General features: G+C 70.8%; 13 protein-coding genes. 8 read left to right on the plus strand and 5 right to left on the minus strand.

Annotated elements, in window-relative coordinates:
* Window positions 1-6 precede the first annotated feature (6 nt).
* On the minus strand, window positions 7-1,047 hold the full coding sequence (locus NFX31_RS01825; RefSeq protein WP_262956583.1) for an Rv2578c family radical SAM protein: 1,041 nt from the start codon (window positions 1,045-1,047) through the stop codon (window positions 7-9).
* 97 nt (window positions 1,048-1,144) lie between these two features.
* Here NFX31_RS01825 and NFX31_RS01830 point away from each other — a divergent pair, with 97 nt between their 5' ends.
* The 7 genes from NFX31_RS01830 (at window position 1,145) to NFX31_RS01860 (ending at window position 6,576) form a co-directional block, all read left to right on the plus strand.
* Window positions 1,145-2,113: a M15 family metallopeptidase gene (locus tag NFX31_RS01830; RefSeq protein ID WP_248700370.1), complete on the plus strand. Its 969-nt coding sequence runs from the start codon at window positions 1,145-1,147 to the stop codon at window positions 2,111-2,113.
* A gap of 162 nt (window positions 2,114-2,275) precedes the next feature.
* Window positions 2,276-3,439: an acyl-CoA dehydrogenase family protein gene (locus NFX31_RS01835; protein WP_045249625.1), complete on the plus strand. Its 1,164-nt coding sequence runs from the start codon at window positions 2,276-2,278 to the stop codon at window positions 3,437-3,439.
* 160 nt (window positions 3,440-3,599) lie between these two features.
* Entirely contained in the window at window positions 3,600-4,049 is a 450-nt protein-coding gene (locus tag NFX31_RS01840) for a hypothetical protein (protein WP_091477565.1), read from the plus strand.
* 224 nt (window positions 4,050-4,273) lie between these two features.
* Window positions 4,274-4,630 carry a PadR family transcriptional regulator gene (locus tag NFX31_RS01845; RefSeq protein WP_045249627.1) on the plus strand — a complete coding sequence of 119 codons (357 nt, stop codon included), beginning with the start codon at window positions 4,274-4,276 and terminating at the stop codon, window positions 4,628-4,630.
* A 1-nt stretch (window position 4,631) separates the two neighbouring features.
* Window positions 4,632-4,997: a DUF1048 domain-containing protein gene (locus NFX31_RS01850; protein ID WP_091737479.1), complete on the plus strand. Its 366-nt coding sequence runs from the start codon at window positions 4,632-4,634 to the stop codon at window positions 4,995-4,997.
* A gap of 2 nt (window positions 4,998-4,999) precedes the next feature.
* On the plus strand, window positions 5,000-5,815 hold the full coding sequence (locus NFX31_RS01855; protein ID WP_262956588.1) for an ABC transporter ATP-binding protein: 816 nt from the start codon (window positions 5,000-5,002) through the stop codon (window positions 5,813-5,815).
* Window positions 5,812-6,576, plus strand: a complete 765-nt coding sequence (locus NFX31_RS01860; protein WP_045249630.1) for an ABC transporter permease — start codon at window positions 5,812-5,814, stop codon at window positions 6,574-6,576. Before NFX31_RS01855 ends, NFX31_RS01860 begins: the two co-directional genes overlap by 4 nt.
* Window positions 6,577-6,769: 193 nt before the next feature.
* Here the strand turns inward: NFX31_RS01860 and NFX31_RS01865 are convergent, their stop codons facing one another.
* The 4 genes from NFX31_RS01865 to NFX31_RS01880 all read right to left on the minus strand — a co-directional run bounded on the left by NFX31_RS01865 (window position 6,770) and on the right by NFX31_RS01880 (window position 11,371).
* Window positions 6,770-9,397: an ATP-binding cassette domain-containing protein gene (locus NFX31_RS01865; protein WP_262956591.1), complete on the minus strand. Its 2,628-nt coding sequence runs from the start codon at window positions 9,395-9,397 to the stop codon at window positions 6,770-6,772.
* A gap of 74 nt (window positions 9,398-9,471) precedes the next feature.
* Window positions 9,472-10,017 carry an ECF transporter S component gene (locus NFX31_RS01870; protein WP_045249631.1) on the minus strand — a complete coding sequence of 182 codons (546 nt, stop codon included), beginning with the start codon at window positions 10,015-10,017 and terminating at the stop codon, window positions 9,472-9,474.
* Between the two features lie 98 nt (window positions 10,018-10,115).
* Window positions 10,116-11,057 (minus strand): pirin family protein, encoded by a 942-nt coding sequence (locus tag NFX31_RS01875; protein WP_262956593.1) that lies wholly within the window; start codon window positions 11,055-11,057, stop codon window positions 10,116-10,118.
* On the minus strand, window positions 11,054-11,371 hold the full coding sequence (locus NFX31_RS01880; RefSeq protein WP_045249633.1) for a GNAT family N-acetyltransferase: 318 nt from the start codon (window positions 11,369-11,371) through the stop codon (window positions 11,054-11,056). The genes NFX31_RS01875 and NFX31_RS01880 overlap by 4 nt, the downstream gene beginning before the upstream one ends.
* Before the next feature lie 115 nt (window positions 11,372-11,486).
* On the opposite strand from NFX31_RS01880, the gene recQ reads away from it, so the two are divergent.
* A complete protein-coding gene (gene recQ, locus NFX31_RS01885) occupies window positions 11,487-13,529 on the plus strand; it encodes a DNA helicase RecQ (RefSeq protein ID WP_262956595.1) in 2,043 nt (680 codons plus the stop codon).
* Window positions 13,530-13,625: the final 96 nt, after the last annotated feature.

The following is a 13,625-nucleotide window of genomic DNA, read 5'->3' on the forward strand; positions in this document are numbered from 1 at the left end:
GCGCGATCAGAACAGCATCGCCGACGGCTCCGGAGTGCGCACCACGCGCTCCGGAGCCGTCCTGCGTGCACGGGCCGGGCGGTCGTCGGAGTGCAGCGCCTCCAGACCGTGCATCCGGATCAGGGGCTTGACCCGTCGCCCGAGCCATTGCCGGTAGTCCTTAGGAGCCTCGGCCGCCGCGCCCGGATACAGGGCCCGATACGACGACAGCAGGTCGGGCCGATGCTCGGAGAGCCATTGCAGGAACCACGGCTTCACCCCGGCGCGCAGGTGCAGCGCGCCGTAGATCACATGGTCGGCACCGGCCTCCCTGATCCGGCGCAGCGCGCCGTCGATCGCGTTCACCGAGTCTGTCAGGTGCGGCAGGATCGGCATCAGGAACACCCCCACCCGGAATCCGGCGTCGCTCAGCGCTCGCACGGTGTCGAGCCGTGCCTGCGTGGACGGGGCTCTGTGCTCGATCGCCTCGCGCAGCGTCTCATCGAACATCGCGATCGACAACTGCACATCGACGGGGACCTGCGCGGCCGCGTCGACGAGCAGAGGGATGTCGCGGCGGATCAGAGTGCCCTTGGTCAGCACGGAGAAGGGCGTGCCGGACTCCGCGAGCGCGCGGATGATCCCCGGCATCAGGCGGTACCGTCCCTCGGCGCGCTGATACGGATCGGTGTTCGTCCCGAGAGCGACGGTCTCGTGCCGCCAGGATCCGTGCCGCAGCTCTTTCTCGAGCGTCTCGACGACGTTGACCTTGACGACGATCTGCGAATCGAAGTCGCGCCCCGCGTCCAGGTCCAGATACGTGTGGGTTCCCCGGGCAAAGCAGTACGAACATGCATGACTGCAGCCCCGGTAGGGGTTGACCGTCCAGGAGAACGGCATCTTCGACGGACCGGGCACGTGGTTCAGTGCGGACTTCGCGAGCACCTCGTGGAACGTCATCCCGGCGAAGTCGGGCGTGGTCACGGTGCGCAGGAAGCCTGTGCGGTTCTCCATGCCCGGCAGTGCCTGAGCGTCGGTGTCGTCGATCCTCTGCCCTTGCCATCTCATGCAGACATTCGAACATAACGACGATACTGAGTCAAGCATCGATCGGTCGAAGATTCGAAAGTGGGCGATCTTCAGGTCGGGCGGTGAGAATGGAGCCGTGGCTTACCCGAGGCAACCGACGCGCGGTCGCGGCATGCATCCGCGTCTGGTGCTCGTGGCGTCCGTCACGATCGGTCTGGCGGTCGCGCTGATCGGCGCGCTCTGGTCGCTCGCCGACGGCTCGGCGCAGAACGGGCCGCGCGGCGCGGGCGTGAAGGATCCGGATCCGGCCGCCGCGGCGCGCATCGAGATGCCTGCGGCCGCCACCAGCCTTCCGGCGGTGCGGCTGCGTGCGGTCACGGCGGCGGATCCGTGCGCGCTCCCGGCCGTGCAGCAGGCGCTGGCGTCCGGCGGGGACGACGCCGTGATCGGTGCGTTCGGTGGAGGCGCCGCGTTCCGCGCGGCGGTCGCGACCGGGAACGCGCCGTGCATCGACCTGGCCGACCCGAACCGCGACTGGGTCGTGGTGAACAAGATCCGTCCGCTGAACCCGATCACCTTCGCGCCGTCGTCGTTCGGCGATCCCGCGCTCTCGGTGGACGGAGCCGGATCCGTCCGCTCGGACGTGGCCCAGGCCCTCGACCGGCTCTCCGCGGGGGCGGATGCCGCGGGCGTGGGCTCGATCGCGCTCGCCAGCGGATACCGCTCCTACGACACCCAGGTGCAGACCTACTCGGGGCAGATCGCGCAGTACGGGCAGGCGCAGGGAGACGCGCTGTCCGCCCGTCCCGGGCACAGCGAGCACCAGACCGGTCTGGCCGCCGATGTCGTCTCCTGCGCGGGCGGCTGCGGCAGCATCGACTCGTTCGGCGGCACCGACGCCGGCGCATGGGTGGCGCAGAACGGCTGGCAGTACGGCTTCATCGTGCGCTACGTCGCGGGGCAGACGCCGATCACCGGGTACGACGCCGAGCCCTGGCACCTGCGCTACGTCGGCGTTCCCCTCGCGACCGCCTATCACGACGGGGGATACGCCACCCTCGAGCAGTTCTTCGGGCTCCCCGCGGCTCCCGCCTACGCGGGATGACGGAGCGCGACGGCCGCCGCGAGAGGGTATGGACCGTTCGCACAAAGCGTGACACGCAGTCTCACCCGTGGTGGGATGCATTCCCACAATCGAGGCGGAGATCCCCGGAAGTCCGCATAGGATCGCGAGTGCGAAGACGCACACACGATCTGGAGGAGCGCGATGGAACGCGACATCTACGACGAGGATCACGAGGCTTTCCGGGGTCTCGTCAAGGAGTTCATCGGTCGCCACGTCACGAATGAGGCCATCGAGCGCTGGGAGGCGGCCGGCGAGATCGACCGCGCGACCATGCTCGCGGCCGGCGAGGCGGGCCTGATCGGGCTCTCCGTGCCGGAGGAGTTCGGCGGCGCCGGGATGCTTCAGGACTACCGCTTCCGCACGATCGTGATGGAGGAGGTCATCGCGGCCGGAGCCGGGTCGCTGGCCGGCGCGTTCGGGATCCAGGACGACCTGGCCGTGCCGTATCTCGTGCACATGGGCACGCCGGAGCAGAAGGCGAAGTGGCTGCCCCGCATGGCGACGGGCGAGGTGCTCGGTGCGCTCGCGATGACCGATCCCGGCGCGGGCTCCGATCTGCGCGGCATCAAGACCAATGCGAAGAAGGTCGACGGCGGGTACATCCTCAACGGAGCCAAGACCTTCATCTCCTCCGGGACCACGGCCGACATCGTCGTCACGTTCGTCAAGACCGGCGAGGGCAACCGCCCCGACGCCTTCAGCCTGCTGATCGTCGAGAAGGGCATGGAGGGCTTCGACCAGGGCAAGAAGCTCAGCAAGATGGGCTTCCACGGCTGGGACACGGCGGAGCTGAGCTTCACCGACGTGTTCATCCCCGACGAGAACCTGATCAGCGGCAAGGAGGGGCAGGGCTTCATCCAGCTGATGATGAACCTTCCTCTCGAGCGCCTCTCGATCGGCGTGGCCGCGGCGGCCGCGGCCGAGGCGGCGACGAAGTGGACCATCGCCTACACCAAGGATCGCGAGGCGTTCGGCGAGCGCATCGCCGACTTCCAGAACACGCGCTTCCGCCTCGCCGACATGGTCACCACGACCGAGGTGATGTGGGCGTACGTCGACCGCGCGCTGCTCGCCTACAAGGACAGCAAGCTGTCGGCCGAGGATGCCGCGAAGGTCAAGTTCTGGACGACCGAGCGCGAGTGGGAGGTGCTCGACACGGGTGTGCAGCTGCACGGCGGCTACGGCTACATCATGGAGTACCCGATCGCCAAGGCCTTCACCGACGCCCGCGTGCACCGCATCTACGGCGGCACGAACGAGATCATGCGCGACCTGGTCGGTCGGCAGATCGCCGGCAAGCGCTGAGCGCCCGACGCACCTTCTCGAACGCCCCTGGATCCACGGATCCGGGGGCGTTCGTCGTCGATCGATCGAGCGGTCTCCACAATCGCGGATCCTGCACAGGTGTGCACCGGTTGCGTGCTCTGCGGACCGCGGGCCCTGCCCGGGCGTCAGGCTGGCCCGCATGAATCCAGAGACTCTGCGCGATCAGGCGCTCACGGAAGACGACGACCTCCGCGACGCGGTGGAGCTGCTGCTCCACCGCGCGGGCCAGCGACGGCTGTGGCTGCTCTTCCTCGACGGCCGCGGGCGGCTCGGGGATCCGCTCATGCCGATGGCCGACTACCCGTCCGACCCGCTCGACCCGGTCTCGATCGAGGATGTCGACGACGTCACGCAGGCGCAGGTGCTCGCGCATCGGATCGAGATGCTCCGCGAGCTCACCGGCAACGCGGCCGTCGTGCTCGTGTGGGAGCGCGTCGGCGATGAGACGGTGGGCGGCGAAGGCGACGAGGTCCGGCTCTGGGCCAGGGCGATGCGGCGGCAGGCGTCGTCTCTCGGTCTCCCCCTGCGCGCGCAGCTTCTGCTCCACGAGGACGGTGCGCGGCTGCTCCGCGCCGTCGACGGAGCCTGACGATCGCGCGCATCGCGCGCATCGTGCGCTCGCCGCCTTCGTGTCGACCTGATCGTGCGACGGTGCCACCCCGGATCCTCGGATCCGGGGTGTTCGTCGTCGTCCTGAGGGTGCCCGCGGGAGCGGGAAAAAAAGATCGCTATTCAGTGTTGCTATGTACCGGTACTCAGTGTTACTGTCTACCGGTAGTCAACATCACTGAGTAGAAGAAGGAGGCGATCGCGATGGCGAGTCAGATGACCGAGATGCTCAAGGGCACTCTCGAAGGGATCGTCCTGGCGATCCTGGCCGAGCGATCGGCCTACGGATACGAGATCACCACGCGGCTGCGGGACGGAGGGTTCTCCGACATCGCGGAGGGCACGGTCTACGCGCTGCTGGTGCGCATCGAGCAGAGGGGCCTCGTGGACGTGGAGAAGGTCCCCTCCGAGAAGGGGCCGCCGCGCAAGGTGTACTCCCTCAACAGCCAGGGGCGGGATCAGCTCGCCGAGTTCTGGAGGACGTGGAGCTTCCTCGCAGAGCACATCGAACAGCTCCGCCACACCGACAGCAGCACGACCGACACGAATGAAGGAGCCTGACATGGCCGCCAAGTGGATCGAAGCCCTCACCGGGTCCCTCGAGCAGAAGAAGCAGTACCGGCAGTACAAGGCCCGCATCGAGGCCCTTCCCGAGCCCTACGGCACGGTCGCCAAGGCCACGGACCGCTACCTGATGGTCGCCGGCGGCATCGTCGACGGCGATGTCATGGTCACGATGCTCACCGACCTCGCCGATCTCTGGGAGCGCGCGGCGGCCGACGGCACGCCGGTGCGCGACATCGTGGGCGACGACCCGTCCGAGTTCGCAGAGACGTTCGCCCGCGCCTACAACGGCAAGGTGTGGCTCGACAAGGAGCGCACCCGCCTCAACAAGGCGGTCGACGACGCCGCCCGGAAGGAGAAGTGATCATGGCCACCACCCTCGCCCCCGCGATCCGCGTGCAGGGCGTCACCAAGGCGTTCAAGGACCTGCAGGTGCTCCGCGGCGTCGACTTCGAGGTCGAGCGGGGCAGCATCTTCGCCCTGCTCGGCTCGAACGGCGCAGGCAAGACCACCCTGGTGCGCATCCTCTCCACGCTGCTCAAGGCCGACGGCGGCACCGCCACCGTGCAGGGCCACGACGTCGCCGCCGCGCCGAACGACGTGCGCGAGTCGATCAGCCTCACGGGGCAGTTCGCCGCCGTCGACGAGGTCCTCAGCGGACGCGAGAACCTCGTGCTCGTCGCGAAGCTCCGTCACCTGAAGGATCCCGGATCCGTCGCCGACGCCCTGCTCGCCCGGTTCTCGCTCACCGACGCGGGCGGGCGCCGGGCGGGCACCTATTCCGGCGGCATGCGCCGGCGCCTCGACATCGCGATGAGCCTGATCGGCAACCCGCCGATCATCTTCCTCGACGAGCCGACGACCGGTCTCGACCCGCAGGCGCGGATCGAGGTCTGGGACACCGTGAAGGAGCTCGCTGACGGCGGCACGACCGTGCTGCTGACCACGCAGTATCTCGATGAGGCGGAGCAGCTGGCCGACCGGATCGCGATCCTGCACGAGGGCACCATCATCCAGAACGGCACCCTCGAAGAGCTCAAGAAGCTGCTGCCCCAGACGACCGTCGAGTACGTCGAGAAGCAGCCCACCCTCGAGGAGGTCTTCCTCGCCCTGGTCGGCCCGTACGCGACCGGCGACACCACGGAGGCACGCCCCGTGAACCAGAAGGAGGCATCGAAATGACCAGTCACGTCCTCAGCGACACCGGCACCCTGACGGGCCGATCGCTCAAGCACATCCTGCGCAGCCCCGACACGATCATCACCACCGCGGTGACCCCGATCGCCCTCATGCTGCTGTTCGTCTACGTGCTCGGCGGCGCGATCCACACCGGATCCGACGAGTCGTACATCAACTACATGCTCCCGGGCATCCTGCTGATCACGATCGCCTCGGGCATCGCCTACACCTCGTACCGGCTGTTCCTCGACCTGCAGGGCGGGATCTTCGAGCGGTTCCAGTCGATGCCCATCGCACGTTCGAGCGTGCTGTGGGCGCACGTGCTCACCTCGGTGGTCGCGAACATCGTCTCGGTCGCGATCGTGGTCGGGGTCGCGTTCGCCATGGGGTTCCGCACCGGAGCCTCGGTCGGAGCGTGGCTGGCGGTGGCGGGGATCCTCATCCTGTTCACCCTGTCCCTCACCTGGCTCGCGGTGATCGCCGGGCTCAGCGCCAAGACCGTGGACGGCGCGAGCGCCTTCAGCTACCCGCTGATCTTCCTGCCGTTCATCAGCTCGGCGTTCGTCCCGACGTCCTCGATGCCCGGACCCGTGGCCTGGTTCGCCGAGAACCAGCCGGTCACCTCGATCGTGAACACGATCCGCGCCCTGTTCGCCGGCACGCCGGTGGGATCGAGCATCTGGATCGCGCTCGCCTGGATGGTCGGGATCCTGGTCGTCGCGTACATCGCCGCGATCGCCATCTACCGGAAGAAGATCAGCTGATCGAGCCGCTCCGCTCATGCGAATAGGCTCGGCAACCGGATCCTCCGAACCGGATCGAACCGCCTTCGGCGCCCCGTGCGCCCGGAGGCGGTTCGAGGCGGTTCGGCCCCAGGCCGCGGCTTGTCCCGTTTCGAAGCGCGCATCTGACCCGATCTCCCCGAGGGATGCAGCCAATTGCGCGCTTCGAAGTCGGCTATGACCGCCAGGTGACGATGAGTATCGCGGCGGAGGCGGCGAGCATCAGGACGATGAAGACGACGTCGCGGGTGCGGAAAGGGACTTCGTGCCGCTCGGTGCGGCCGGGGTAGGCGCCGAAGGCGCGTCCGTCCATCGCCAGCGCCACGCGCTCGGCATGCCGGATCGCGCTCGCCAGCAGTGGCACGATGTAGCCCCAGCCGCGCGCGAGGCGGGCGAACGGGCCCCGCCCTCCGTGCGTGCCGCGCACCCGGTGCGCCGCACGGATCACGCCGAGCTCGTAGCCGAAGCGCGGCACGAACCGGTACGCCGCGAGGGCGGTGTAGCCGATCCGGTACGGCACACGCAACTGCTGCACCGCGGAGCGCGCCACGTCCGCGCCGACGGTGGTCAGCCCCGGGATCAGGCTGAGGCCGAGGATCGCGGCGAGCCGAAGACCCGTGGCGAGCCCTGCCTCGAGTGCGCCCGTGTACAGCGTCCAGTCCCCGATCCGCAGCGCGGCCGGTGACGCGGAGACCTGACTTGGATCCGTCCACAACGCCATCGCGGCCGTGAGCACGAGCACCCCGGCCGGCACCCCCAGCAGGAGCACGGCCCAAGCCCGGCGGCTCAGCCGCGCCCCGGTGAGGACCACGCCGTACGCGAGCGCCAGGAACGCGGCGGGCGTCGCGATGTCGCGCACGAACAGCAGCACGACCAGGGCGGGCACCACGGCCCCGAGCTTCGCGAGCGGGTTCAGTCCGTGCAGCCAGGCCCCCGCCGGATCCGCCGCTCCCGTCGCAGATCCCGCGCCCTCAGGATGCAACGCAGGAGAAACCCCCGTGTCCGCGTGCTGTGGCCGCGAAGGAGCCGGATTCTCCTGCGTCGTATTCCGGGGAGGCGCCGAAGGGGGCATCAAGGGAGACGCCGAAGGGTCGGCCGGGGGAGATGCCGGAGAGGGCGGCTCGTCGGCGAGCAGGCCTCGCAGGGGCGGCGGCACGGCCGCGTAGGCCGCCGGGAGCGGGATCCGTCCGTCGCGGACGAGCGCCTGCGTGGGGCCGGAGGCGACGACGGCGCCGTCGTCGACGAGCACCGCGTGCGTCGTGTGCCGCACGACGAGGTCGAGGTCGTGGGTCACGAGCAGGATCGTGGTGCCGTCGGCGCGCAGCTCGCGGAACAGGGCCAGCAGCTCGTCGGTGCGCCGCAGATCCTGTCCGAAGGTCGGCTCGTCCAGCACGAGGATCCGGGGCCGGGCGATCAGGGCGGTGCCCACCGAGAGCCGGCGCTTCTCGCCGCCGGACAGCAGATACGGGTGCGTGTCGGCCTTGTCTGCGAGGCCGAACCGGTCGAGCATCGCCGCCACCCGCACCGCGATCTCCTCCGGCGGGGTGCGGCGCAGCCGGAGGCCGTGCGCGAGCTCGTCGAACACGGTGTGCGCGACGAACTGGTGCTCCGGGTTCTGGAACACGAACCCCAGGTGGCTCGCCATCACCCGGGGCGACGCGGTCGCCGGATCGACGTCGTCGACGAGCACGCGCCCTCGGGGCGGTGGGATGACGCCTGCCAGCGCCTGCACCAGGGTCGTCTTGCCCGCGCCGTTCGGGCCGATCACTGCGGTGATCGACGCGGGCGCGATGTCGAGGTCGATGCCGCGCAGCACCGGGACGCCCCCGCGCGCCAGGTCGAGCCCGCGCGCCGTGATGATCGCAGCCGGAGGGCGGGTCTCCGCGTCCGGGGGGCGAAGTCGGTCCGGATCGGGGCGGAAGTCCGTCGAACATCGCTCCTGGAAACGGGACAGCGACGCGGCGAGCTCCGCGGGCGTGAGCGGGAGGGGGAGCGGATCCGCAGCGAGCTCGGGGATCCGCTCGTTCAGCCGTCGAGCGGCGAGTGTCGCGGTCGGCAGCCGCACGCCCAGGGCCACGAGGGCGTCGGCATGCTCGTGCAGGAGCTCCGCGGCTGGGCCGTCGAAGGCCAGCCGTCCGGTGTCGTCCAGCACGATCGCGCGGGTCGCGAGCGGGACGGCGCCGTCGAGGTCGTGCTCCACGAGGACGATCGCGCGCTCGGGGGCGGCGATGCCGGCGAGTGCGGCGTGCACCTCGGCGGTGCCCTGGGGGTCGAGGTTGGCGGTGGGCTCGTCGAGGATGAGCACGGGGGCGGCGGTGGCGAGCGCGGCCGCGATCGCCAGGCGCTGCTTCCCGCCTCCGGACAGGCGATCCGGGTTCTCCTCGCGCCGCGCCCACAGGCCCATCGCGCGCAGCGCCTGCTCTGCACGGGCCAGCACCTCGCCGACCGGCAGGCACAGGTTCTCCAGGGCGAACGCGGCCTCGTCGAGCACGGATCCGGTGACGATCTGTGCATCCGGATCCTGGAACACGGTGCTGACCTGCCGGCTCAGCACGGCGGCCGGGGTGGTCGCCGTGTCGTGGCCGCCGATCGCGACCGTGCCGGTGACCTCGGCCTCGAGGGAGTGCGGGATCAGCCCGGCCAGCGCGAGGGCGAGCGTGGACTTGCCGGAGCCGGAGGGGCCGAGCAGCAGCACGACCTCGCCGGCGTGCACGTCGAACGAGAGGTCGCGCACGGCGGGGGCGCCCGCGCCGCGATGCGTGATCGTGAGATCGCGCACGCGCAGGAGCGGGACGGCGGGCATGGGGTTCCGTTTCGAAGGCGACAGCTTAGGCAAGCCTAACCCGGAGGTCCCGGGGGCCGTCCTTGGCTCCGCGGTCAGTGCGGGGCGACGCCGGCGCGGCGCAGCGAGATCCCGATCCGCAGGCCGATGGCCGTCCAGGCGATCGGGCCGAGCACCGCGAGCGGCAGGTACACGATCCGCGCCCAGAGGGGCAGCTTCTCGAGGTCGACCGCGAAGAACACCACGACCGCGATGATCACGCCGATGATCGCCGCAGAGACGAAGAACCGCCACGCTCCCCACGACCGGTACCGGGTGAGGGCCGCGACGCCCTCCTGGATCAGGCCGAACAGCAGGGCGGTGCCGAGGAACCGCGGGAACCAGATGGGGTTGAAGGCGCTCGCGACGAGGGCGGCGAGCACGTGCGTGAGCAGTGCGACCAGGGGGCGGCGCAGCACCTCCTGCGCGATGATCCCCGGCAGCACGTGCGAGCCCAGCACCAGGCCGTAGGCGAAGGGCGCGCCCGCGATCACGGGGATCGTCACCCAGCCCGCGGCAGCGCCGAGCAGTCCCGTGGCGACCCCGATGGCGGCGCAGACGAGCAGGATCCGCGTAGGCAGCGGGGAGCGGACGGCGGGCACCCGTCCAGCGTACCGGCGGCCCCCGACGCGGCGGTCTCGTGCGGATGTGCCCGACGCGGCGGTCTCGTGCGGCGCGAGCCTGTCACCGCCGGGAGCGGTCAGATGCGGCGGCGCCTCGGCATGAGCTGCACCGGGGGGATGGGCGGTGCCGGCACCCGCTCGTCGCCGTGGCCGACGACATGGCCGAACCGGTCGGATCCGGCCTCCCAGTCCTCGCGTGCCAGGGCGATCTCGTCGTGGCTGCGCGCGGCGAAGTTCCACCACATCACGAGATCCTGCTCGAACGGCTCGCCGCCGAGGAGGAAGAGGAGTGCGCCGCCGTCGCTGGCCACGATCGCGCTCTGGCGGGAATCGCCCAGGAACAGCACGTCATCGGCGGAGAGGGCCGTCTCGTCGAGGTCGGCGGCGGACACCCGGGCGTCGCCGTCGACGAGCACGAGACCGTGCTCCCAGGCGGGGTCGAGCGGCAGGGCGACGCGCGATCCGGGCTCGAGGCGGATCTCCGCACCGACGATCGGCGTGTAGGCGGTCGCCGGCGAGGCGACCCCGGCGTACGTCCCCATGACGACGGTGACGTCGGCGTCGGATCCCCGCTCTGCCGACAGTGCGAGCCCGGGCAGCGACAGGTGCTGCTCGAAACCAGGGGATCCGGTGGCCGCGCCGTCGGGCAGCACCACCCAGAGCTGCAGGGCGTCGAGCGGGCCCGCCTCCTCGCCCACGGAGTACTCCGAGTGCGCGATGCCGTTCCCGGCCGTCATGAGGTTCAGCTGTCCGCGACGCAGCACGACGTCGCTGTCGAGGGTGTCGCGGTGACGGATCTCCCCCACGAGCGGCCAGGTCACGGTCTGCAGGCCGATGTGCGGATGCGGCTCCACGCGCATGCGCACGTCCGCCGGGCCGAACCGGTCGAGGAAGCACCAGGCGCCGATCGTCGGCACGTCCTTGCTCGGCAGGGAGCGCATCACGTTCATCGCGCGCACGCCGCCGAGGGGCACCTCGCGCGCCTCCAGCACGACCGCGCGCGGCCCGTGCAGGGTCATTCCGCGCTCTCCGCCGCGGCGGGCGCGGAGGGGAAGCGCACCTTCGCCCCCGGGACCTCGTGCGTGCGCAGGTACTTGTTGATGTACGGGCAGTAGGGCACGATCGTGTCGCCCGACGCGACCGCGTCCGCGAGCGCTCCGGCCGCGAGCTTCGAGGCGAGCCCCTGACCCTGGAATTCCGGATCCACCTCGGTGTGCACGAACAGGATCATCCCCGGTCGGCGCTGGAACTCGGCGAACCCGGCGAGGGCGCCGTCGCTGGTGATCTCGTAGCGGGACTCGGCCTCGTTCAGGGTCACGGCGGTCTCGGGCATGACGCTCCTTCGTGCAGTGCGGCGGTTCGCGTCCAACCTACGCCCGGCGGCGCACCCCGGGTCGCGCCTGTGGACAGCCGCCCGAGGTGTCGGCGCACCTGGTTACCCTGGAGGCATGCCCCAGAACGATCCGCGAGACCCCTATGCGGATCTGCCGTGGTCCGATGCGCCGCTCGACGACCCGTACGCCGACCTCCCGTACGCCGACGAGCCCTGGGACGCCGCACCTCCGCCCGAGGAGGGGGAGTGGGCCGGATCTCCGGGGGCCGTCCCGCAGGGCAGCTTCGCGCCGCCCGCCGCGCGGCGCCCGTCCTCGGAGCCGGCGACGTCGGCGCCGAGCCGGTTCGCCACTCCGCTCGAAGCGCTGCGCACCGTCTACGGATACGACGCGTTCCGCGGCGACCAGGCGGCGATCATCGATCAGGTCGTCGACGGCGGCGACGCCGTCGTGCTCATGCCGACCGGCGGCGGCAAGAGCCTCTGCTACCAGATCCCCGCGCTGGTGCGCGAGGGCACGGGCCTGGTGGTCAGCCCGCTGATCGCCCTCATGCACGACCAGGTCGACGCGCTGCGCGCCAACGGCGTGCGCGCCGCCTACCTCAACTCCACGCAGAGCGCGGCCGAACGGGCCGAGGTCGAGCGGGCCTATCTCGCGGGCGACCTCGATCTCGTCTACGTCGCGCCGGAGCGCCTCTCGAACGCGCAGACCCTGCAGCTCCTGCAGCGCGGAGCGCTCAGCGTCATCGCGATCGACGAGGCGCACTGCGTGTCCCAGTGGGGACACGACTTCCGTCCCGACTACCTCGCCCTGGGCGGTCTCGCCGAGCGGTTCCCGGGGGTTCCGCGCATCGCGCTCACGGCCACCGCCACCCGCGAGACGCACCGCGAGATCACCGAGCGCCTGCAGCTGCCGAGCGCGAAGCACTTCGTGGCCAGCTTCGACCGGCCGAACATCCAGTACCGGATCGATCCGAAGATCGACGTCCGCAAGCAGCTCGTCGCCTTCATCCGTAGCCAGCCCGCCGGATCCGCGGGCATCGTCTACGCGCTCAGCCGCTCCTCGGTGGAGCAGACCGCGGAATTCCTCCGCGCGCAGGGGCTCGACGCGATCCCGTACCACGCGGGGCTCGACGCCGCGACGCGTGCGGCGCACCAGTCGCGGTTCCTCCGGGACGACGGCGTGGTCGTCGTCGCCACCATCGCCTTCGGGATGGGGATCGACAAGCCCGACGTGCGCTTCGTCGCGCACGTCGACCTGCCGAAGTCGGTCGAGGGCTACTACCAGGAGACCGGTCGCGCGGGCCGCGACGGAGAGCCTTCGGTCGTGTGGATGGCGTACGGGCTCGGCGACGTGGTGCAGCAGCGCCGCTTCATCCAGCAGGGCGACGGCGACCGGGTGATCAAGCAGCGCCAGAACCAGCACCTGGACGCGATGCTGGCGCTGTGCGAGACGGTCGACTGCCGCCGGCAGAACCTCCTCGGCTACTTCGGCCAGGCCTCCGAGCCGTGCGGCAACTGCGACACCTGCCTCACGCCGCCGGACAGCTGGGACGGCCTCGTCCCCGCGCAGAAGCTGCTCTCCACGATCGTGCGCCTGCAGCGCGAGCGGCGCCAGTCGTTCGGCGCCGGACACCTCATCGACATCCTCCGCGGCGCGTCCACCGAGAAGATCCGCAAGTTCCAGCACGACGAGCTCGCGACCTACGGGATCGGATCCGACCTCACCGACGCGCAATGGCGCTCGGTCGTGCGGCAGCTGCTGGCCCAGGGGCTCATGCAGGCGCAGGGCGAGTACGGCACCCTGGCCGTGAGCGAGGCGAGCGGCGGCGTGCTCGCCGGCACCACGCCGGTCAAGCTGCGCCACGACGTGGTCACCCGTGCCGGGGCGTCCGGGTCGCGCGCGACCAAGCGGAGCGCCGCCGACGCGCTCGCCGAGGGCGACCGGACGCTGTTCGAGGCGCTGCGCACCTGGCGGGCGCAGACCGCCCGGGAGCAGGGGGTGCCCGCGTACGTCGTGTTCGGGGATGCGACCCTGCGTGCGCTCGCCGAGCATCGTCCCGCCCGTGCCGAGGACCTGGTCGGCATCAGCGGCATCGGGGAGAAGAAGCGCGAGGCGTACGGCGAGGCCGTGCTCGAGGTCATCGCGGCCGAGGGCTGAGCGCCCGCGTCACCGGTCGCGCTCGAGGCGCCCGACGGGGCGTCCTGTGGGGAGGCGACAATCGGCCGGATCCTCGTCGCCGGGATGGATTGGCGG

It is taken from the genome of Microbacterium azadirachtae, from assembly GCF_025583665.1.
In the GTDB taxonomy this organism is placed as follows: Bacteria; Actinomycetota; Actinomycetes; order Actinomycetales; family Microbacteriaceae; genus Microbacterium; species Microbacterium azadirachtae.

What these genes read in the sequence shown, in the direction of transcription:
- recQ (WP_262956595.1), top strand. Translation starts at nt 11,487, where the DNA reads ATGCCCCAGAACGATCCGCGAGACCCCTATGCGGATCTGCCGTGGTCC.
- NFX31_RS01875 (WP_262956593.1), bottom strand. Translation starts at nt 11,057, where the DNA reads ATGACCCTGCACGGGCCGCGCGCGGTCGTGCTGGAGGCGCGCGAGGTG.
- NFX31_RS01865 (WP_262956591.1), bottom strand. Translation starts at nt 9,397, where the DNA reads ATGCCCGCCGTCCCGCTCCTGCGCGTGCGCGATCTCACGATCACGCAT.
- NFX31_RS01825 (WP_262956583.1), bottom strand. Translation starts at nt 1,047, where the DNA reads ATGAGATGGCAAGGGCAGAGGATCGACGACACCGACGCTCAGGCACTG.
- NFX31_RS01835 (WP_045249625.1), top strand. Translation starts at nt 2,276, where the DNA reads ATGGAACGCGACATCTACGACGAGGATCACGAGGCTTTCCGGGGTCTC.
- NFX31_RS01880 (WP_045249633.1), bottom strand. Translation starts at nt 11,371, where the DNA reads ATGCCCGAGACCGCCGTGACCCTGAACGAGGCCGAGTCCCGCTACGAG.
- NFX31_RS01855 (WP_262956588.1), top strand. Translation starts at nt 5,000, where the DNA reads ATGGCCACCACCCTCGCCCCCGCGATCCGCGTGCAGGGCGTCACCAAG.
- NFX31_RS01860 (WP_045249630.1), top strand. Translation starts at nt 5,812, where the DNA reads ATGACCAGTCACGTCCTCAGCGACACCGGCACCCTGACGGGCCGATCG.
- NFX31_RS01850 (WP_091737479.1), top strand. Translation starts at nt 4,632, where the DNA reads ATGGCCGCCAAGTGGATCGAAGCCCTCACCGGGTCCCTCGAGCAGAAG.
- NFX31_RS01840 (WP_091477565.1), top strand. Translation starts at nt 3,600, where the DNA reads ATGAATCCAGAGACTCTGCGCGATCAGGCGCTCACGGAAGACGACGAC.
- NFX31_RS01845 (WP_045249627.1), top strand. Translation starts at nt 4,274, where the DNA reads ATGGCGAGTCAGATGACCGAGATGCTCAAGGGCACTCTCGAAGGGATC.